This window comes from Streptomyces cyslabdanicus, assembly GCF_052663305.1.
Genome location: NZ_JBQRUW010000003.1, coordinates 199,947 through 219,412 on the forward strand (window position 1 = coordinate 199,947; position 19,466 = coordinate 219,412).

The 19,466-nt window shown below is 73.0% G+C and carries 16 protein-coding genes and 1 tRNA gene; 5 read left to right on the top strand and 12 right to left on the bottom strand.

Annotation, left to right across the window (positions count from 1 at the left end; genetic code table 11):
- Positions 1-275: 275 nt before the first annotated feature.
- Entirely contained in the window at positions 276-1,598 is a 1,323-nt protein-coding gene (locus ACTYVM_RS03130; RefSeq protein WP_445524409.1) for a M6 family metalloprotease domain-containing protein, read from the top strand.
- Positions 1,599-1,745: 147 nt separating this feature from the next.
- On the opposite strand, the gene ACTYVM_RS03135 is transcribed toward ACTYVM_RS03130, so the two are convergent.
- From ACTYVM_RS03135 to ACTYVM_RS03165, 7 genes are all read right to left on the bottom strand, one after another.
- Positions 1,746-1,819: transfer RNA gene (locus ACTYVM_RS03135), tRNA-Lys, on the bottom strand.
- The gene (locus ACTYVM_RS03140) at positions 1,810-2,463 is read right to left on the bottom strand and encodes a bifunctional DNA primase/polymerase (RefSeq protein WP_445524410.1); all 654 of its coding nucleotides are present in this window, start codon (positions 2,461-2,463) and stop codon (positions 1,810-1,812) included. The genes ACTYVM_RS03135 and ACTYVM_RS03140 overlap by 10 nt, the downstream gene beginning before the upstream one ends.
- Before the next feature lie 165 nt (positions 2,464-2,628).
- Positions 2,629-3,003 (bottom strand): DUF8844 domain-containing protein, encoded by a 375-nt coding sequence (locus tag ACTYVM_RS03145; protein WP_445524411.1) that lies wholly within the window; start codon positions 3,001-3,003, stop codon positions 2,629-2,631.
- Positions 3,004-3,455: 452 nt separating this feature from the next.
- On the bottom strand, positions 3,456-4,832 hold the full coding sequence (locus ACTYVM_RS03150; RefSeq protein WP_445524412.1) for an AAA domain-containing protein: 1,377 nt from the start codon (positions 4,830-4,832) through the stop codon (positions 3,456-3,458).
- A complete protein-coding gene (locus tag ACTYVM_RS03155; RefSeq protein WP_445524413.1) occupies positions 4,829-6,433 on the bottom strand; it encodes a hypothetical protein in 1,605 nt (534 codons plus the stop codon). Before ACTYVM_RS03155 ends, ACTYVM_RS03150 begins: the two co-directional genes overlap by 4 nt.
- Positions 6,424-7,596, bottom strand: coding sequence for a hypothetical protein (locus ACTYVM_RS03160; RefSeq protein WP_445524483.1), 1,173 nt, complete (start codon positions 7,594-7,596; stop codon positions 6,424-6,426). The genes ACTYVM_RS03155 and ACTYVM_RS03160 overlap by 10 nt, the downstream gene beginning before the upstream one ends.
- Entirely contained in the window at positions 7,508-8,506 is a 999-nt protein-coding gene (locus tag ACTYVM_RS03165; protein WP_445524414.1) for a phosphatase PAP2 family protein, read from the bottom strand. The genes ACTYVM_RS03160 and ACTYVM_RS03165 overlap by 89 nt, the downstream gene beginning before the upstream one ends.
- A 239-nt stretch (positions 8,507-8,745) precedes the next feature.
- Here ACTYVM_RS03165 and ACTYVM_RS03170 point away from each other — a divergent pair, with 239 nt between their 5' ends.
- Entirely contained in the window at positions 8,746-9,339 is a 594-nt protein-coding gene (locus ACTYVM_RS03170) for a histidine phosphatase family protein (protein WP_445524415.1), read from the top strand.
- A 123-nt stretch (positions 9,340-9,462) separates the two neighbouring features.
- Here ACTYVM_RS03170 and ACTYVM_RS03175 read toward each other — a convergent pair whose 3' ends face one another.
- Complete coding sequence (locus ACTYVM_RS03175) at positions 9,463-10,932, bottom strand: NsdA family TPR-like regulatory protein (RefSeq protein ID WP_445524416.1); 1,470 nt, start codon at positions 10,930-10,932, stop codon at positions 9,463-9,465.
- Positions 10,933-11,239: 307 nt separating this feature from the next.
- Between ACTYVM_RS03175 and ACTYVM_RS03180 the strand changes: the two genes are divergently transcribed.
- Positions 11,240-11,620: a hypothetical protein gene (locus tag ACTYVM_RS03180; protein WP_445524417.1), complete on the top strand. Its 381-nt coding sequence runs from the start codon at positions 11,240-11,242 to the stop codon at positions 11,618-11,620.
- Between the two features lie 85 nt (positions 11,621-11,705).
- Complete coding sequence (locus tag ACTYVM_RS03185) at positions 11,706-12,575, top strand: spermidine synthase (protein ID WP_445524418.1); 870 nt, start codon at positions 11,706-11,708, stop codon at positions 12,573-12,575.
- A 154-nt stretch (positions 12,576-12,729) separates the two neighbouring features.
- Here the strand turns inward: ACTYVM_RS03185 and ACTYVM_RS03190 are convergent, their stop codons facing one another.
- From ACTYVM_RS03190 to ACTYVM_RS03205, 4 genes are all read right to left on the bottom strand, one after another.
- The gene (locus ACTYVM_RS03190; protein ID WP_445524419.1) at positions 12,730-14,166 is read right to left on the bottom strand and encodes a GH1 family beta-glucosidase; all 1,437 of its coding nucleotides are present in this window, start codon (positions 14,164-14,166) and stop codon (positions 12,730-12,732) included.
- A gap of 157 nt (positions 14,167-14,323) precedes the next feature.
- Positions 14,324-15,229, bottom strand: a complete 906-nt coding sequence (locus tag ACTYVM_RS03195; protein WP_445524420.1) for a carbohydrate ABC transporter permease — start codon at positions 15,227-15,229, stop codon at positions 14,324-14,326.
- A 12-nt stretch (positions 15,230-15,241) separates the two neighbouring features.
- Entirely contained in the window at positions 15,242-16,255 is a 1,014-nt protein-coding gene (locus ACTYVM_RS03200; RefSeq protein WP_445524484.1) for a carbohydrate ABC transporter permease, read from the bottom strand.
- A 5-nt stretch (positions 16,256-16,260) separates the two neighbouring features.
- Complete coding sequence (locus ACTYVM_RS03205) at positions 16,261-17,628, bottom strand: ABC transporter substrate-binding protein (protein WP_445524421.1); 1,368 nt, start codon at positions 17,626-17,628, stop codon at positions 16,261-16,263.
- Between the two features lie 367 nt (positions 17,629-17,995).
- On the opposite strand from ACTYVM_RS03205, the gene ACTYVM_RS03210 reads away from it, so the two are divergent.
- Positions 17,996-19,051, top strand: coding sequence for a LacI family DNA-binding transcriptional regulator (locus ACTYVM_RS03210; protein ID WP_445524422.1), 1,056 nt, complete (start codon positions 17,996-17,998; stop codon positions 19,049-19,051).
- Positions 19,052-19,466: the final 415 nt, after the last annotated feature.

The window sequence follows — 19,466 nt, forward strand, 5'->3', positions numbered from 1 at the left end:
CGTCGGCGAACCCCTTCCAGCCGCGCGCCGCTCCCGCGCGGCGACCGGCCGCTCGCCCGGATCGCTTCCGATCACACCCGCATCGGTTCCTTTTATCGCTGACCGTTTGTGACGTTCCGTGAGCAGCTCGGGGGTGTCGTTCCCCCCGGTCCCGCGCCGGGCCGTCCTGCCGTGAACTCGCGTCCCTCACCCTTCCGGTGCAGACAAACAGGGCGTACCCCTCCAAACTCGCACAGGCTGGGTTCGGTGTCCCGCGAACCGCCCCGGAGGTCCCCGTGCCGTGTCAGCTGCCCCCGAAGGCGCTCGGCCGTGGCGTCCTCGGGGCGCTGAACCGGGCCGGGGCGCGTCCCCGGCTGCGGAGCACCACAGCCGTGTTCACCACCATGTCGGCGGTCGCCGCCACCTCGATCCTGGGCGGGGCGTCGGCCGCCGGGCCGTTCTCCACCGCGCCCTGCGCCCTGCAACGCACGGACGCCCACCACTCGGAAGGGCTGGACACCTGGAACCCCTCCTACGTACAGCCGGTCGGTACGCGGGACGCCGTCATGGTGTTCCTGTCGTTCCCGGACTCCGCCCCGCGCACCACCCCGGCCGAACTCGCCGCCGACCACTTCCCGGCCACCAGCCGGTACTACGAACAGGCGTCCTACGGCAGGTTCACCCTGCGCGCCCACCCGCTGCGGCGCTGGCTCCGGATGCCGCGCCCGTCCACCGCGTATGCCGTGCGCCGGGACTGGAACGCCCAGGACCGCACCGCGTATCTGCGGGACGCGCTCGCCGTGGCCGACCCCCAGGTCGACTTCTCGCGCTACGACATCGTCTACTTCGTCGCCGACCCGGACGCGCCCGGCGTCGACTCGGACGCGACGAAGGTGGTCAACCTGGACACTCCGCTGCGAGCCGACGGCAAGGAGTTCCGGCAGGTGGTGACCGTCTTCGAACGGCATCCGCCGGACCGGCTGGTGCTCGCCCACGAGTCGGGGCACGTCTTCGACCTGCCCGACCTGTACCACCGGCCCGCGGACGGCAAGGGTGACTGGGACACCTACGTCGGGGACTGGGATCTGATGGGCAGCCAGTTCGGTCTTTCGCCCGACCTGTTCGCCTGGCACAAGTGGAAGCTCGGGTGGCTGGACCCCCGCCAGGTGACCTGCGTGTGGGGAAGGGGGCCGACCCGGGTGACCCTGGAGCCGGTGGAGGTGGGTCCGGCGAACGCGGGCTCTTCGGGGACGTCCGCCGCCGGATCGCCGCTGTTCGGGCTCGGCAGCGGAACGAAGCTGGTGGTGGTGCGCACCGGGAGCGACAGTGTGCTGGCCATCGAGGCGCGGGCGTCGGTGGGCAACGACGTGGGCGGGTGCCGGCAGGGGGTGCTGGTGTACCGGGTGCGCAGCGGGGCGGAGTCCGGTGGCGGCCCGATCGAGGTGGTCGACGCCCATCCGCACACCGGGGCCTGCGAGGAGACCTCGGTCCAGCCCGCGCTCGCCGACGCCCCGATCGACGTGGGGGAGAGCTTCACCGTGCCGGGCGACGGGGTCCGGGTGGAGGTGGAGAACCGTACGGCGTCCGGTGCGTACACCGTCAAGATCAGCTCGGTGTGACGCCTGGCGTGCACATGGGGCGCATCTGTCGCACACGCGGCGATGACGGCACGGTGAAAACGACGTGGTGAAAACGACATGGTGAAGACGACACAGCGATGGCGAGACCGGTTCGCTGTCCGCGACCCTGTCCCGCCATCGTCGTCGTGCGCCGCCAGGGACTCGAACCCCGGACCCGCTGATTAAGAGTCAGCTGCTCTAACCAACTGAGCTAGCGGCGCCTGCTGACGTCGTAGACCTTAGCATCCTGGTCGCTGGGAGGAAAAATCGATATCCGCACCGCCGCGCGGGCGGCCCGCACCGCCGCCCAGAGCATGATCTCCGGGCCCGGCAGCCAGGGGCGACAGGTGTCCGGGGCGACGAGCCAGCGGGAGGCCGGCCGTGCGGCGAGGGTGTCGTCGGACAAGGCGTCGCCGGACAGGGCGGGGAGGGTCACCGCGTCGCCGTTGCCGTGGCACAGCAGGGGCGGGATGCCCTCCCCGCGGCCGGCCTCCCGGCCCCGGGACCCCCACTCCTCCCACTCCAGCAGCGAGGGCAGCCGGTGCGCGGTGCCCGGCGCGGCGAAGAGCAGCATCCGGCCCCGGTGGACGGCGACCGGGCCCGACCCCGGGCCCTCGTCCCACAGTCGGTCCAGCATCCGGCGGCCGAAGATCGCGGGCACGTTCACGACGTCGAAGGCGGTGCCGCAGGGCAGGACGACCGGCGCGTCCGGCCGTTCCCGCCAGAGGGCGAGCGTGCTGCGGGCATACGCGCCCGCCGAGGCCAGCCAGGCGGCGCCGTCCGCGGTGACGCCCGAGGCGTTGGAGCGCCGTGCTGCCCACGGGTCGAGGTGGGCGACGAAGGGTTCGTTCCCGGTGCGGCTCATGACGGATATATCTACCTGCTGTGAGCAGGTGATTCCACAGGGTTGCGGGAAACCGGGACGGCAAGGTGCGGATCGGGGTATCTTGCGCGCTCGGCATATGCCAGAGCCGGGGGAAGCGGGAAGCGTGGAGGACGGGATCGGGGATCAGGGGAGGGGATCGGGGGATCAGACGGGGTCGGCCGGGTTGGCGTGCACGCCGCCCTCGGCTCCGCTGAGCAGATCCCGCCCGAACTCCACCATCTTCTTGGCGTAGTCCTCGGTCCAGTCCGCCCGCTCGGCGATGGCCGCCGCGGTCAGCCGGTCGAGCCGCCGCGGGTCGGCGAGCTGCGCCGCCGCGATCGCCTGGAACTCCACCGCCCGGTCGGCCGCCGCGCGGAACGCGAGCGTCAGCTCCGTCGCCCGTGCGAGCAGCGCCCGCGGATCGTCGATCGACTCCAGGTCGAAGAAGTGCTCGGGGTCGGCGGCCGCCTCGGCGGGCTCGAAGAGCAGGGGCGCGGGGCGTAGCCGCGGTTCGTCACGACGCGGCGTTGGCTCCGCCATGTCTGGACCTCCTCGTACGGTTCGGATGACACCGCCCTGTGAAAGGGCCACCCTTCATTGTCTCCCGCGAACGCAAGGGGGCGGGCCCCTGGCCCACCCGTCAACTCCTTACGGCCGCCAGGCCACCCGGTGTTCCCGCAGGTGGGTCAGGACCGCGTGGTTGGCTTCCCAGCCGTCCGGGGCTGTAACCGTCGGCCGCCTTCGGCGGCGTGCCGGACTCCGTCCGGCGGAGGGGCGGCGTCGTGCTGATCGCCTGCCGGGGCGGGTGCCGGAGGGGTGGTCACGGCCGCCAGGCCACCCGGTGTTCCCGCAGGTGGGTCAGGACCGCGTGGTTGGCTTCCCAGCCGTCCGGGGCTGTAGCCATCGGCCGCCTTCGGCGGCGTGCCGGACTCCGTCCGGCGGAGGGGCGGCGTCGTGCTGATCGCCTGCCTGGGCAGGTGCCGGAGGGGTGGTCACGGTCGCCAGGCCACCCGGTGTTCCCGCAGGTGGGCCAGGACCGCGTGGTTGGCTTCCCAGCCGTCCGGGAACTTCACCGTCACCCCCAGCTGGACCGGGTCCGTCGACGGGTGGTCGTCCAGGAGGTCGGTCACCCCCGCGCGGCACACCACGACGCAGGCGTGCCGGTGGCGGGAGGCGAGGACGCACAGCCGGCCCGTCTCCAGGTGGAAGGCGGTGGCGTCGGGGCGGCCGGAGAGCGGGTGCAGGACGACCGTGACGTCGAACTCACGGCCCTGAAGCCGGTTCGCCGTGTCCACGGCGACATCCGTCACGCCCAGTTCCGCCAGCGCCGCGCGCACGGCGGCCGCCTGGTCCCGGTGCGCCGTGCCGACCGCGATCCGGTCGGCGGTCAGCGGCGCCGGGTCCGAAGACCGCTCCGAGACGGCCGCACCGCCCCGCTCCAGCAGCCGTCGTACGACCGCCGCCACCGCCCGCACCGCCTCCGGATCGGTGCGCGGGGTGTGCCGCGCGGGCAGCTCCAGCAGGCCCCAGCCGGACTCGGCCGCCTCGTCGAGCACCCGGTCGGGACCCGAGCCGTCCGAGGGGACGGTGAACGTCAGCCGACGGTCTCCGGCCGACGTGCCGCTGCGGAACGGCGTGTACGGGTAGAACGCGTCGGAGACCAGCGGCGCCGCCGAGGCCGGAAGCCGCCAGGAAACCGGCAGCCGGTGCTGGGGCAGCTGCGGGTTGTGGGCCAGCAGGGTCGTCACCGCGGACGCCGACGGGTCGTAGGACAGGCCCGCCCACTGCTCGCTGCCGACGATCGCGAACGGGTCCAGCTGGCCCGGATCGCCCACGAACAACGCCCGCTCGAACAGCCCGGCCACCGCGAGCAGGGCGTCCGAGCGCATCTGGTACGCCTCGTCGACGATCGCGTGCCGCCACGGCTCGTCGGCCTTCACATGCGCCCACTTCGCGGCGGTCGACAGAACCACGTCGAGTCCGGCGAGGTCGGCGGCCTTCGCCGACTTCCGCACGTTCGGCAGGCCGTCGAGCGCCTTGTCGTAGGGGTCGGTGTCGCTGCTGTGCAGCCGGCCCACGGGCAGGTCGGGATTCTTCTCCGCCAGCCGCAGCACCAGGTCGTCGACCTGGGCGTTGGTCTGCGCGACCACCATCAGCGGCCGTCCCGCGGCGGCCAGCTCCAGCGCCGCGCGCACCACCAGCGTCGACTTCCCGGCGCCGGGCGGGGAGTCGACGACGACCCCGCGGTGCGCGCCGTGCAGGGTGTCGCGGAGGATCGCGTCGGTCGCGCGGGCGGCCGCCGCCCCGGGGTCGAAGGGCGTCCGGAGGCCGGCGGGGCCGACCGCGGGGTCCTGGGCGGGGGCGGTCACAGCAGATCCTCCTCGGTCACCGGGTCCGGGGCCTGAGGCGTGCTCTCCTCGCCCGGCGGGCCGCCGTGCGTCCACGGGGTCTGCTCCGGGTCGGGCAGCTTCGCGCCGCCGCGCTGCTCGTGTTCGAAGAGCGTGAAGCACACGCGGTCGCCCTTCTCCGGCACGGAACCGGCCGCGGGTTCCCTGCCGCGGCCCATCCGGTCCAGGATCCGCAGGACGACCAGCGCGCCCTGGGCGTCGTCCTCCTCGACGGCGACGAACTCCGCCGACTGCGGCTTGCCGTCCAGCGAGCGGTACGCCCTGGCCCGCTCGCCCAGGTGCGGCCGGTCGTCGGTGCGCACGGTGACCAGCGGGCGCGGACTGGGCCGCTTCCCCTCGCTGTAGGCCGCGACGACGTCCGTGACCTCGCCCGCGAACGCCTCCCCGGCCAGCCGCCGCCCCGCCATGACCAGCGGGTCGTCCAGCGCCTCCTGCGCCTCCAGGCGGGCCTGCTCACGCTCGCGCGTGGCCAGCTTGTTCGCCGCGGTGACCGCGTCGTCGCGGCGCGGCTGCGGCGGCTCGCCGGCCCGGACGCGGTCGCGGTGGCCGGTGAACGACCAGCGGTCGCGCGTCCAGCGCTCCTCGACGTGCGCGCCCTCGGGCAGCGCCCGCAGCAGGTCCAGGCCGCGCCAGACGTTCTCCCAGGTGGGCAGGGCGCACCGCGCGACCAGGTCGCGGATCCCCTGCTCGGCCGCGGTGAGGGCGCCCAGCCGCGCGTCGGCCTGAAGGCCGTCCTCGGCGGCGGCGAGGGCGGTCCGGGCGCGGTCGTAGCGCTCGATCGCGGGCGCCAGCAGCTTGTTGTCGAAGGCCGGGTCGGTGGCGGGGCCCGCGGGCGGGCACTCCAACTGGCCGTCGGCGGTGCGCGCGAGCTCGGCCCGCAGCGCGGCCTCGGCGCCCGATCCGCCGTCGGGCGGGTCGATCCACGCGAGCAGCGCCCCCAGGTGCTGGTCCTCCAGGCTGGACTGGCCGGTCGTCCAGTGTCGGGCCAGCAGGTCGGTCATCGCCGGCAGCAGCGAGGAGCCGGGCACCCGGGCCCGCTCCCCGAAGTGGGTCAGCCACCGCCCGAGCAAGGGCACCCTGGGCGGCGCCGGGTGCGGCGTCTGCGGGTCCTGCTCCGCGGTGCGCCGGAAACGCATGGAGCGCCCGAGCAGCCGTACGAAGTCGACGCCCGCGCGGCTCGGCACGATCAGCTGGGGCGCGTCCGCGCACAGCTCCACCTCGACCTTGACCCGCTTGCCGCTCTCCGGGTCGGTCTCGCTGCGCTCGGCGGCCTCGACGGCGTCGGCGCAGGAGTCGATGTACGGCAGGATCACGTCGGCCAGTTCGGCGAGGAACGCGAACCGCAGGTCGCGGTCGCGTGGCTGCGGCACGGCCAGCAGCCGCGGCGCGTCACGGTCCGTGCCGACCAGCGCGCCGAGCGGGGCGCCCGCCTCACCGGCGGTGGTGAGCGGCACGAACACCAGCGGCCGCGTGGACAGACGCCGGTGCCGGACGGTCGCGGCGGGCTGGGCCCGCCCGGTCCGCACGGCCTCCAGACGGCCCAGGGTGGCGATCAGCGACACAGCGCCTCCCGCCCGGCCGGCTCCAGGGCCTCGGCCCGCAGCACGGCGGCCCGGCGCAGGGCCGCCACCGCCGGGTCGTCCGGGTCGCCCGCCGCGCCGTGGGCGGCCGCCAGCACGTCCTCGACCGTCGACAGGCCGCCCAGTTCGGCGCGGACCGAGCGGCCCAGCGTCGTCACCGCGCCCTGTGCGCGGGACCGCGCACGGCAGTGGAACGCCAGCTCGCACATGGCCAGGCACTCGGGCGCATACGTCGCCGGGACCGCCTCCACCGCGGCCGTCAGCTCCCGCGGGGACTGCTCGGGGGAGAAGGACACGCCCTCGGGCAGGGCGGCGGCGATGTCCTCGACACGGGTCAGCCGGGTCAGCTGGCGGGAGGTCACCGCGCGCTGCTTGCGGACGTCGACGGCGGACGCGGTCGGCAGGTTGGAGAAGTCCTTGGGGCACACCAGGAGCACCCGGTGCCGTACGCGCGGGACCGGGTCGAGGCGTGCGGCGACGTCCTCCAGCGCCAGCACGTACACCGCAGCCTGCCGGGCGGCCGCGCCCACCTTGGCCGGGTCGGCGGAGCCGTCCAGCATCGGGAAGGACTTGATCTCCACGACCGTCCAGCTGCCGTCCGGGTGCACCACCACCGCGTCCGGCTCCAGATAGGCGGGCGAGCCCGCCACCTCCAGGGCGAGCATCGGATGGTCGAGGAGCGTCCAGGCGCCCGCCCGCGTCGCCTCGCGCAACGCCAGCGCCGTACGCGCCGTACGCCCCTCGGGGCCGACGGCGCTCAGGTCGGGCATCCGGCCCTCCCGCGGCGACTCGGCGCCCGGGTCCAGCCTGGTGTGCGCGAGCCTCAGCAGCTCGGCGCCGCCGTCGGCCTTGACCCGCGCCTCGAACGCGTTGCCCCGCATGAAGGCGAACTGCGACTGCCCGAACACGGCGGGCGTGCCCAGCGCCTCGGCCAGCGCCGCCTTGTCCACGCCCGCGCCGTCCAGGACGGCGCGCCGTCCGCAGCCGGGGTTCGCGGCCAGCGCGGCCAGGGCACGGGCGTCAAGGGCCCGGGCCGGTACGCCGGGCCCGCGCAGTTCAGCGAGCCTTCCCGAGGCTCTCGACTTCGCTCGGGCGGGCAGGACCCCAGTCCGGGGCGCCGTCGCCGGCGTCCTCGGGGACGGCACCCGGTTCGGCTCCGGGGCCGGACCCTGCTTCGCGCTGCCGTGGAATGTGCTCACCCGCCGAAGTCTGGCATTCGCCACTGACAATCGGGGAACCCGCGGCGCCCGGGTCCCCCGCGACGGACGTGGCCCCGGGGGTCAGCAGTGCCTTGGCCCGGTCCGCGCCCCGCATCACGAACGGCGCGAGCAGCATCCCGAGCCCCATGACGGCCACGCCCGCGACCGCGTCCAGGAGGTAGTGGTTCGCGGTGCCCATCACGATCAGTGCGGTCAGCAGCGGATAGGCGACGCCCGCCGCCTTCGCCGTGCGCGTGCCGCCGTGCCGCCACAGCATCACTCCGCACCACAGGGCCCAGCCCACGTGCAGGCTCGGCATGGCCGCGTACTGGTTGGTCATACCGCCCAGACCCCGTGGCGCGCTGGCCTCGCCGCCCCACCAGCCGTACGAGCTGTACTGGGCCATCGTGTCCACGAAGCCGTGGTCCGGGGAGAGCAGGCGGGGCGGGCAGGTGGGCAGCAGGGTGAAGCCGATCAGGCCGATGAAGGTGGACGTCATCAGCCAGGTGCGGGCCGGCTGGTAGTGCGTGGTGCGCGCCCTGAACAGCCACACCAGGATCAGCGGGGTCACCAGGTAGTGCAGCGACGCGTACCAGAAGTCGGCGGGGACGCCCAGCCACGGCTCCCGGGTGAACAGGCGGTTGAGGGGGTGCTCCGCGTTGAGGTGGAGCAGCTTCTCGACGCGCAGGATCGCCAGGCCGTGGTCGACGGCCGCGGAGACGTCGCCCCGGGCCAGCAGCCGGCCCGCCGAGTAGCAGCCGTACACCAGCAGGATCAGCGGCAGCTCGGTCCACCAGCGCAGCCGGGTGCGCGGGGCCGTCTCGGTGCGCCGTGCCGGTGCCTCGGTCTGCGGCATCCGATGCCCCTCCCCGTTCATCACATTCATCGCGGTTCATCGCGTCATGGCGTTTCACCGTGCTGCTCCGCCCGGCGGTACCCGGACAGTTGTGCCACTTTACGGTGCCCGACCCGATCACCTCGGGGTGCCCCCGGCCCTGATAGACGCGGGCACCGCCCCCCGGGTTGCCGCCGGACGGCGTGCGCGATGATGGAGTGAATCCGTCCGAAGATCCGACTTTTCCCGGAAGGTTCTCCATGGCACCGCGCATCCTGTTGGCCCGGCACGGACAGACCGAGTGGTCGTTGTCCGGCAGGCACACCGGCAGGACCGACATTCCCCTCCTGGACGAGGGCCGACACGGTGCCAAGCTGCTCGGGGAGCGGCTCCAGCGGGCGCCGTTCGACGGCCTGCCCGGGGTCGAGGTCCGCACCAGCCCGCTGGCACGCGCGCGTGAGACGTGCGAGCTCGCCGGGTTCGGCGACCGCGCGATGTGCTGGGACACGCTGATGGAGTGGGACTACGGCGCGTACGAGGGCCTGACGCCGCGGGAGATCCAGGCCGAGCGGCCCGGCTGGCTGATCTGGCGCGACGGCGTCCCGCGCGGGGAGACGCTCGCCGAGGTGACCTCCCGTGCCGACGAGGTGGTGGCCTGGGCGCGCGGCGAGGACCGTGACGTGCTGGTCTTCGCGCACGGGCACATACTGCGGTCGATCGGCGCCCGGTGGCTGGGCCTGCCGCTCGACTTCGCGGCGCGCATCCGCCTCAACCCCACGTCGCTGTCGGTACTGGGCTGGGCCTATGGAGAGCCGGCCCTCGAAAGCTGGAACGACGTGGGCCACCTCGTGTGATCCCCGGACCTGTGCCGCCCGGCCGGCAGAGGTCCCGGAGGAGCCGGGGGAGGACCCCGTGGTGGGGCCGGGTGAACCCGACCCCTGTGGGGCGCCCGTGCGCCCGGCCGGCCCGGGGTCGCGTCACACCGGCCGAGGGGCGCTCGCGTGCCGTTCCAGGAACGCGGACACCCCGCTCGACCTGCGGTGCGGCAGCAGCACCCGTGCCGTCCCCGCCAGCATCGCCTGGATCCGGGACGACTGGACCTGGTTCAGCAGGTCCAGCACCCGCATCCCGGCGGCGGCCGCCTCGTCCGGCAGCCCCCCGCGCGCGAGGTCGTCGGCCAGCTCGGCCGAGTAGAGCGCGATGTTCCGCGTGAAGTGGGGATCCTGGAGCTGCGCCGCGCGCCGCGCGTGCCGGGCCGCCCGCGGCCAGTCGCCCAGCGTGGACCAGCACTGCGCCTCGAGCCCCGCCAGCTCGGCCTCGCCGTAGAAGCTCATCCACTCGGGGTCGGCGTCCGAGGCGCCCCGCTCGTACAGGGCCCGCGCCCGCGCGAGCGCCCGCTCGCAGCCCGTGCGGTCGGCGAGGCCGGCCCAGCCGCCCGCCTCGCGCAGCGCGAGCAGCGACATCAGGCGCGCCGAGCCCACTCCGCGCCCCACGCGCTGGGCGGCCTGGGCGGCCCGCACCGCCTCGCGGGGCCGTCCCGCGTCCCGTGCGAGGAACGCGGTGTTGCAGAAGGCGTGCGTCTCCAGGGGCCGGTCCCCGGTCATGCGCGCGGTGGCCAGTGCCTCGGCGTAGTGCGAGCGCGCGTCGTCGAAACGCCCGGAGTCGTGGGCCAGCCAGCCGACCGAGATGGCCAGTTCACCGGCGCCCGAGTGCAGCCGGTCGGCGGTCGTCTGCCGGGTCGCGCCGGCATCGAGCAGCGCGTAGGCGGCGCGCAGCGGTGCGGCCGCCCGGCGGTAGAGGCCGTCCGCTCCGTGCCGGTCGTCCAGCAACCGGATCCGGCGGACGGTCTCTTCGACGGCCCCGGCGTCGCCCGCGCCGGCGCGGCGCGTGGGGCGGTCCGCGGCCGCGGCGTCGAAGGCGGGGCCCAGGGGGCTCAGCGAGGCGGCGGCCACCGTGGCGCCCCCGCGGGTCATGAATGCGCGACGCAGCACGTCGCTCTCCTCGTGGTTCTCGTGGTCATCGTGCGGGTGGTACGGGTCGTGCGGGCAGTACGGGTCGTAAGGGTCCTGCGGGTCCGGCGAGTGGTGATCCGGGGACGGGCGATCCGGGGGGTACGGGTCGCCCGCCTCGCGCGCCTCGTGCGGGGCACGGGAGGCGCGTCCCCGAACGGCCGACCGGGGCGCGAACCCCAGATCGGTCAGCGTGCGGCCGGGGAACATGTGCGAGAACACACGTTCATAGGCGTAGTTGGGGCAACGGATCTCACCTGCCTCCACCCGGCCGATGTAGCGCGCGTCACAGCTGACCCGCTCACCGATCTCGGTGGCGGCCCGTCGTACCGCCGCGGCGAACTCGGCCGGCGAGCGCTGTCCGCGCAGCCGCCGGAAGGCGAGATTCGGCCGTGGCGGGTGGGGGAACTGGGACGAGGTCACTGTCGACGACGTCATGGCCGGGCCCTCTCGTGCGAACCGTCGAACCATGCCGGACGCAGGGGAATCGCCCGAGTCGCCCCGGTCGTCCGGGTGAGACCCTGTTTCCGGCGAGCAAGAAAGTACCCGCTGTGTCCGCCCGGGTACGCAGTGTTTGGCTACAAACCGGATATCCCATCCGTGATCTGCCATGAAGTGCCACTCTTCCTGGCGGACTTCGCCCGTTGCCGTTGACGCACTTGTCGCGTTGAACCCCGTGGACCGGGAGCCGCCAGACTCCCGACCCGCTCGTTCACGAGGAGGGATTTTCGTGATGGAGGCCGGGATGGAAACCCCGCGCAGTGTCGATCCCCGTGCGCAGTCCCCGTGCGACGTGGTCACCGTGCCGGCCCGGCAGGGCCTTGAGGCGGTCGACATCCTGCGCCGCGGGCCGGGTGACGCGGTGGGCCCCGTACTGCACGACGACGGGGGCGACACGCTCGGCTTCGTGGTGCCGGCGGGCACGGCCGCGGCCTGGGACGTGCCCGGGAGCACCTGCACCGAGACCGACGGAGGGGGCCTGCGACTGGCCCCGGAGCCGCCCGTGGAGGGCTCGGACTGGCTGGTCCCGCCCGGCGAGGCCGACCTCGCGACGGACCCCGCGGTGCTGCGGCGGGCGCTGGGGGAGGCGGCCCGGACGATCAAGGCGGCGGACGGCTGCTGCTGACGCCGGCGCCCCGCCTGCCGGAACGCCCGGCCACGGCTCCCGCCACCTGTGGGTGGCACACCGCACCGCTTGCGACAATGAGCCCATGGGAAGGTCCAGGAGCCCCCGCCGCGGGCGAGGAGCCGTCGAAGCCGTCGCCGAACAGGTCGACGGCGGACTCGCGCAGCTCATACCCGACCGGGAGCGGGCCCGGGGCTGGACGCTGCTGATCGACGGCGCCCCGCAGTCCTACGTCGACCTCGACGACCCGGCGTACCTCTCCTTCGAGTACCAGCGGCGGCTCGGGCACGTGATCGACCTCGCCGCTCCCGCCGGGCGGCCCGTCCACGCCGTGCACCTCGGCGGAGGGGCGTTCACCCTCGCCCGGTACGTCGCCGCCACCCGGCCCCGCTCCACCCAGCAGGTGGTCGAGCGCGACGCGGCCCTCGTCCAACTCGTGCGCCGGGAGCTGCCGCTGGATTCAGCGGCTCGTCTTCGGGTGCGGTCGGCGGACGCCCGCGAGGGTCTCGCCAAAGTGCCCGACGGCTGGGCCGACCTGGTCATCGCGGACGTGTTCAGCGGCGCCCGCACGCCCGCCCACCTCACCTCGACGGAGTTCCTCGACGGGGTGCGCAGGGTCCTCAAGCCGGGCGGTCTCTACGCCGCCAACCTCGCCGACGGCCCGCCGCTGGCCCATCTGCGCGCCCAGATCGCCACCGCGGCCGCCCGGTTCACCCGGCTCGCGCTGGTCGCCGACCCGACGGTGCTGCGCGGCAAGCGCTTCGGCAACGCCGTGCTCGTGGCCTCCGACCTCCCGCTGCCGGTCGCCGAGCTGACCCGAAGGGCCGCCACCGACCCGCACCCCGGCCGCGTCGAACACGGCCGCGCCCTCACCGACTTCACCGGAGGAGCCGCACCGGTCACCGACGCCGCGGCGGTCGCCTCACCGGCCCCGCCGGCCTCCGCCTTCCGCTGAACCGGGCGTATCCCTCCGGTAGCCGCCGATCTCCACGTGCGCCGCCGCAGGCAGGGCAGAACGCCCCGGCCGGTTCACGCCAGTGCCGCGGCGGGCAAACGTTGCCTGCCGCGGCACTAGAACCGGCCGGGGCGCACGGTGACCGGACGGGCCGTCAGGCGGCGTCCGGCGACGGCAGCTCTCCGGTGCGGGCCGCCTTTCCGTACCAGTGGGCGCTGGACTTCGGGGTCCGGGCGAGGGTGCTGTAGTCGACGTGGACGGCGCCGAACCGCTTGCCGTACCCGTAGGCCCACTCGAAGTTGTCCATCAGGGACCACAGGTAGTACCCGCGGACGTCCGCGCCGTCCGTGATGGCCCGGCGCACCGCCGCCAGGTGGGAGTGCAGGTAGGCGATGCGCTCCGGGTCGTGCACGCGGCCGTCGGGGCCCACCTTGTCGTCGTAGGCGGCGCCGTTCTCGGTGACGTACAGCGCCAGCCCCGGCGCCTCCCGGGAGTAGCGCATGATCAGCTCGTGCAGGCCGCTCGGGTCGATCGTCCAGCCCATCTCGGTGCGGTCGCCCGGCGTCTGGTGGAACGCCACGTCGTCCGCGCCGGGCCACGGCGAGTGCGCGCTCGCCCCGTGACCGTCGGCCCGCGGGCCCTCCAGCGTCGGGTCCGCCGCCGACACCAGGGCCGGCGTGTAGTAGTTGAGGCCGAGCGCGTCCAGCGGCTGGTGCGCGGTGGCCAGATCGCCGTCCAGGACGAAGGACCAGTCCGTGAGCGAGGAGGTGGCCTCCAGCAGCGTGGCCGGGTACGCCCCTTGCAGCATCGGGCCGTGGAAGATCCCGTTGGCCAGGTCGTCGATCTTCCGGGCCGCCGCCAGGTCCGCGGGGTCCTGCGAGACCGTGCGGACCACCGAGGAGTTGAGGCTGACCGCGACCGAGTTGCGGGACGGCATCACCGAGCGCAGCGCCTGCGTGCCCAGGCCGTGGGCCAGGTTCAGGTGGTGGGCCGCGCGCAGCGTGGCCGCGGGCTCGGTGCGGCCCGGTGCGTGCACCCCGGAGCCGTAGCCCAGGAAGGCGCTGCACCACGGCTCGTTGAGGGTGATCCACTGTTCCACGCGGTCGCCGAGCGCCTCACCGACGATCTGTGCGTACTCCGCGAAGCGCAGCGCGGTCTCCCGCTCCGGCCAGCCGCCGGCGTCCTCCAGTTCCTGTGGCAGGTCCCAGTGGTAGAGGGTGACCGCGGGCTTGATCCCGTGGGCCAGCAGCTCGTCCACGAGACGGCGGTAGAAGTCCAGGCCCACCTGGACGGCGGGACCCCGGCCGGTCGGCTGCACGCGCGGCCAGGAGACGGAGAAGCGGTAGGCGTTCAGGCCCAGGTCGGCCATCAGGGCCACGTCGTCGCGGTAGCGGTGGTAGTGGTCGACGGCGATGTCACCGGTTTCGCCACCGGCGGTCTTGCCCGGGGTATGGCTGAAGGTGTCCCAGATCGAGGGCGTGCGGCCGTCCTCCCGCACCGCCCCCTCGATCTGGTACGCGGAGGTCGCGGCACCCCAGAGGAAGGCGGGCGGAAAGGTCACCGGGGTCACCGGCTGTGCGGACTCAGGCATGGAAGCGCTCCCATAGATGGTCGTGAAAGACCTACGGTTCGAAAGGGGAGGATGGACAGGGTGGACCAGGGGCCGGGACCACGGTGACCCGGCCCCCGGAAAGGCGGGGGGTGCGCGGCGGCCGGGCCGCCGCGCGTACCAGGACGGGGTGCGGGCGTCAGCCCTTGACCGCGCCCTGCATGATGCCGCCCACGATCTGCTTGCCGAAGATCGCGAAGACCAGCAGCAGCGGCAGCGTGCCGAGCAGCGCGCCCGCCATGATCAGGGACTGGTCGGGGGTGTAGCCGCGGCCCAGGCCCGCGAGGGCGACCTGCACGGTCGGGTTGCCGGTCTGGGTCAGCACCAGGAACGGCCACAGGAAGTCGTTCCAGGTCTGCACGAACATCAGCATGCCCAGCACGGCCATCGCCGGCCGCGCCGCCGGGAACACCACGTGCCACACCACGCGCCAGCTGCTCGCGCCGTCCACCCGGGCGGCCTCGATGATCTCGTCCGGCAGCGCCTGGAGCAGGTACTGGCGCATGAAGAACACACCGAACGCGCTGACCAGCGACGGAAAGATCACCGCCTGCAACTGGTCGGTCCAGTTCAGCTTGGCCACCATCATGTACAGCGGGATGATGCTGAGCTGCGGCGGCACCATCATCGTGCCGACCACGATCAGCATCAGCGCGCCCCGGCCCCGGAAGCGCAGCTTGGCGAAGGCGAAGCCGGCGATCGTCGACAGGAACACGACCGTCGCCGCCGAGATCCCCGCCACGATCGTGGTGTTGAGGAGAGCCTTGCTGAGGTTGGCCTCCGACCAGGCGACCTGAAGGTTGTGCATCAGGTTCGAGCCGAACCAGAGGGGCGGTGGCGTCTGGGCCAGTCGGTTGTTGTTCCGGGAGGCGGCGATCGCCGTCCACACCAACGGGAACAGCGAGCCGAAGGTGAACAGGGCCAGGATCACGTACGTGATCGGGCCGGCGTGCAGATGTCCGCCCGCGCGGGCGGACTTGGACCGGCGCGTCCGGCGCGGCCCGGCGGTCGGCGTCTCGGGTTCGGTCAGGGTCGTCGTCGTCACGGCCGGTACTCCTTAGCTACTGGCGCGCAGCCGGCGCGAGATGACGTAGTTGACGAGGCCGATCACGATCAGGATCAGGAACATCGTCCAGGCGATCGCGGAGGCTCGGCCCAGGTGCTGGTTCACCCAGCCCTGCTCGTACAGGTACAGACCCAGCGTCTGGAACTGGTGCTCGCCACCGCCGGAGGCGCCCTTGCTGGCGTCGAACATCAGCGGCTCGCCGAAGAGCTGGCTGGCGCCGATGGTCGACACCACGGTGGTGAACAGGATGGTCGGGCGCAGCTGCGGCAGGGTGACGTGGAAGAACTGCCTCAGCCGGCTGGCGCCGTCCAGGGCCGCCGACTCGTACAGGTCGTTCGGGATGGCCTGCATCGCCGCGAGGTAGATCAGCGCGTTGTAGCCCGTCCAGCGCCAGATGACGATCGTGGAGACGGCTATCTGGGAGGGCCACTTGTCGTTCTGCCAGTCGATGCTGTGGAAGCCGACCGACTGCAGCACCCAGTTGATCATGCCGTAGTCGCGCCCGAACAGCAGCACGAAGACCAGCGTGGCGGCGGCGATCGAGGTCGCGTACGGCGCGAGCATCGCGACCCGGTAGAAGGTCGAGGCGCGCAGCTTGTAGTTCAGGATGTGCGCCAGGCCCATCGCCATCAGAAGCTGGGGGACCGTGGAGATGAGCCCGATGGTCAGGGTGTTCCGCGCCGCGTTCCAGAAGAACTCGTCGTCGAAGATCCGGGTGTAGTTGCGCAGCCCCGCCCACTCCATGTCGGTCGGTGCCGTCATCTCCACGGTGTGCAGAGAGGCCCACCCGGTGTAGATCAGTGGGAACAGTCCGAACGCGACGAACAGCAGGAAGAACGGCGAGACGAACGCGTACGGGCTCCATCGCATGTCCCGCTGCCAGCGGCGGGACTGCCGGGCCCGGCGCCGGTGCTCCGCGTCGGCGGTCTCGGTCCTGGCCGGGCGGCCCGGGGCCGCGCCCCCCTCCTGCGAGGGGGACGCGGCGGTGTCGTGCCCGGTGGCCATACCGGTCACTTCTCCAGGTTGTTGTCGATGGTCTTGGTGGCCGTCTTCCAGGCGTCGGCGGGCGACTTGCCCTTCGTGACGAGGAAGACGCCGTTGTCCGTCAGACCCTGCTGGACGATCTGGTCCTTCGGGCCGATGACCTGGGTCGGGATGGCCTTGGCCGCCTCGGCGAAGATCTTGCCGGTGGGCGCGTCACCAGTCATCTCGTTCTTCGCGTCGGTGACCGCCGACATGTCGTAGGCGGCCGGCGCGCTCGGGAAGCTGCCCTGGACGGCGAACAGCTTCGCCTGCTGCTCGGGAGCCGTCAGCCAGGTGATGAACGCCTCCGCCTCCTTCACGTGCTTGCCGCTCTTGGGCACGCCCAGGAAGGAGCCGCCCCAGTTGCCGCCCTTGGGCGCTATGGCCACGTCCCACTTGCCGGCCGCGTCCGGCTTCGCGTTGCCCTTGATGGTGCCGAGCATCCACGGCGGGCAGGCGACCGTGGCGAACTTGCTGTTGGCGATCGTCTGGTTCCAGGCCGTCTGGAACTGCTGCTGCGACTGGAGCAGACCCTCCTGGGCGGCCCTGGCGGTCAGGTCGAAGGCGGCCTTGACGGCGGGGTTCGTCTTGTAGATGACCTTGCCGGAGGAGTCGTAGAACTTGTTCTCCTCAGAGGCGAGGATCGCGTTGATCAGACCGCCCGGGGAGTCCATGAAGTAGGTGCCGCTGGGCGCCTTCTTCTTGTACTGCTCGCCCGCCGCGACGAACTTGTTCCAGTCGCCCGCCCACAGCTTGCCGACCTCGTCGCGGTCGGTGGGCAGGCCGGCCTTCTCGAAGAGGTCCTTGCGGTAGCAGATCGCCGTCGGGCCGATGTCGGTGCCGAGGCCGATGGTCTGGCCGTCCTGGGTCGTGGCCTGTGCCCACTTCCAGTCCAGCCAGTTGCTCTTGTCCACGCCCGAGACCTTGGAGAAGTCCACGAACTTGTCCGCCTGGGAGGTGACGACCTCGGCGATGTTGCCGACCTCGATGGCCTGGACGTCCATCAGGCCGCTGTTGGTGGTGAGGTGGTTGACGAGCGCCGGATAGTAGTTCTCGTTGCGCTCGACCACGGTTTCCTGGATCTTGATCTCAGGATGAAGCTTCTCGTACTCGGAGTAGAGCCCGGCCTCCTTGAAGCCCATGGTGCCGAAGAGCCCCATGGTGATCGTGGTCTTGCCCTTACCGTCGCCGCTGCCACCGTCCGACGAGCCGGACTTGTCTCCGCTGTCGCTGGAGCAGCCGGCCAGAAGCCCGGCGCCCAGCGACACGGCTGCCGCCAGGACCACCGCCTTGCGGGCGATGGGGGTCCCCCCGCTCGAACGAAGTCGAGAATGGGGGAGCAAACGTGCTCGCATTGCGTCCTCCTGTTGCCCTGACGTGCCGACCCCCCGGCCAACTGCATGTTGGGCCCGTTTTTACTCGCTGCGGCTCGGGCGGGGAACGTGCGGGTTGTGTATGTGTCAGGTACTGTGGGAGCGCTCCCACCAGTGATGTGTTGAAGAGTCGCGGGTTCGAGCGGGGGTGTCAAGGGTGTGAGCGAGGACAAATGCGTTCGGTTATCTGCCTGTTAACTAACGCGGGCGGGGGGAGGTTCTCGCCCCGGGCCTGCGGAGCCGCTCCGTCCCCGCAGGCCGCCGCGGCGGCCCCCGGGCCCGCTGTCCGCATTCGGGAGACTGTTACATTCCAGGCCAAGGCGGTTTCGACGGCGGAAGGGCGGAGCCAATGACAGGCCACGGAGCGCGGGGCCGGAGCGGCGGTCGGCCGACCCTCGAAGAGGTCGCCGCGCGGGCCGGCGTCGGCCGCGGCACCGTCTCGCGGGTGATCAACGGCTCGCCCCGGGTCAGCGACGCCACCCGGGCCGCCGTCGAGGCCGCGGTCGCCGAACTCGGCTACGTCCCCAACACGGCCGCCCGTGCCCTCGCCGCCAACCGCACCGACGCGATCGCCCTGGTCGTGCCCGAGCCGGAGACCCGCTTCTTCGCCGAGCCGTACTTCTCGGACATGCTGCGGGGTGTCGGCGCCGGACTGTCGGACACGGAGATGCAGTTGCTGCTGATCTTCGCCGGCAGTGACCAGAAGCGGCAGCGGCTGGCCCAGTACCTGGCCGCGCACCGGGTGGACGGCGTCCTGCTGGTCTCGGTGCACGCCGACGACCCGCTGCCGGACATGCTGGCCCAGCTGGAGATCCCGGCGGTGATCAGCGGCCCGCGCTCGGCGGGCGAGACCCTGCCCTCGGTGGACTCCGACAACTACGGCGGCGCCCGCTCCGCGGTGGAGCACCTGCTGGCCCATGGCTGCCGCACCATCGCCCACATCACCGGCCACCTGGACGTGTACGGCGCCCAGCGCCGCGTCGACGGCTACCGTGAGGCCCTGCGGGACGCGGGCCAGGAGGTGGACGAACTCCTCGTGGCTCAGGGGGACTTCACCGAGGGCGGCGGCCGCCGGGCGATGGCGCGTCTGCTGGAGCACCGCCCCGACCTGGACGCCGTCTTCGCCGCCTCCGACGTCACGGCGGCCGGTGCCCGCCAGGTGCTGCGCGAGGCGGGCCTCCGCATCCCCGACGACGTGGCCCTCGTCGGCTACGACGACTCCGCCATCGCCCGCCACATGGATCCCCCCCTGACCAGCGTCCGCCAGCCCATCGAGGAGATGGGCCGCGCGATGATCGACCTCCTGCTGCACGAGATCGCCGACCGCCGCCCGGCGGTGTCCCGGGAACTGGAGCGCAAGCAACTCGTGCTGCCTACGGAACTGGTGGTGCGGACGTCGTCCTAGCGGACGTCGTGCTGGCGGGACCTGTTCTGGCGGGCTCCGGCCCGGTGGATCCTGTCCTGGCGGGTCCCGGGCTGGTGGATCTCGCCCCGGCGGACCCCGGGCTGGTGAATCCCGTCCCGGCGGACCCCGGGCTGGTGAATCCCGTCCCGGCGGAACCCAGCCTGGCGGACCCCGGTCCCGCGCCCTCGGGGACTCCGGCCGTGACGAGAAGCGCGGCGGTCTCGACAGGGGCGTCGGTGACCGTCCGTTCCGGGGCGGCGTCGGCCCGGGGCAGCGCCTGTGCGCCGGCGGGGTCACCCGGCATGGCCGCCGCGGCGAGGTGCCGGGGGAGTTTCCTGCGCTGCCGTCGGTTCATGGCTGCCGAGGGTAGCGGCTGCCGGTCAGGGGAGCCGGTGCCGGCCCGACATCAGCTCAC

Excerpts from the sequence above, each read along its gene's own strand:
- ACTYVM_RS03180 (WP_445524417.1), top strand. The coding sequence starts at position 11,240 with ATGGAAACCCCGCGCAGTGTCGATCCCCGTGCGCAGTCCCCGTGCGAC.
- ACTYVM_RS03200 (WP_445524484.1), bottom strand. The coding sequence starts at position 16,255 with ATGGCCACCGGGCACGACACCGCCGCGTCCCCCTCGCAGGAGGGGGGC.
- ACTYVM_RS03190 (WP_445524419.1), bottom strand. The coding sequence starts at position 14,166 with ATGCCTGAGTCCGCACAGCCGGTGACCCCGGTGACCTTTCCGCCCGCC.
- ACTYVM_RS03145 (WP_445524411.1), bottom strand. The coding sequence starts at position 3,003 with ATGGCGGAGCCAACGCCGCGTCGTGACGAACCGCGGCTACGCCCCGCG.
- ACTYVM_RS03210 (WP_445524422.1), top strand. The coding sequence starts at position 17,996 with ATGACAGGCCACGGAGCGCGGGGCCGGAGCGGCGGTCGGCCGACCCTC.
- ACTYVM_RS03205 (WP_445524421.1), bottom strand. The coding sequence starts at position 17,628 with ATGCGAGCACGTTTGCTCCCCCATTCTCGACTTCGTTCGAGCGGGGGG.
- ACTYVM_RS03170 (WP_445524415.1), top strand. The coding sequence starts at position 8,746 with ATGGCACCGCGCATCCTGTTGGCCCGGCACGGACAGACCGAGTGGTCG.
- ACTYVM_RS03185 (WP_445524418.1), top strand. The coding sequence starts at position 11,706 with ATGGGAAGGTCCAGGAGCCCCCGCCGCGGGCGAGGAGCCGTCGAAGCC.
- ACTYVM_RS03165 (WP_445524414.1), bottom strand. The coding sequence starts at position 8,506 with ATGCCGCAGACCGAGGCACCGGCACGGCGCACCGAGACGGCCCCGCGC.
- ACTYVM_RS03140 (WP_445524410.1), bottom strand. The coding sequence starts at position 2,463 with ATGAGCCGCACCGGGAACGAACCCTTCGTCGCCCACCTCGACCCGTGG.
- ACTYVM_RS03175 (WP_445524416.1), bottom strand. The coding sequence starts at position 10,932 with ATGACGTCGTCGACAGTGACCTCGTCCCAGTTCCCCCACCCGCCACGG.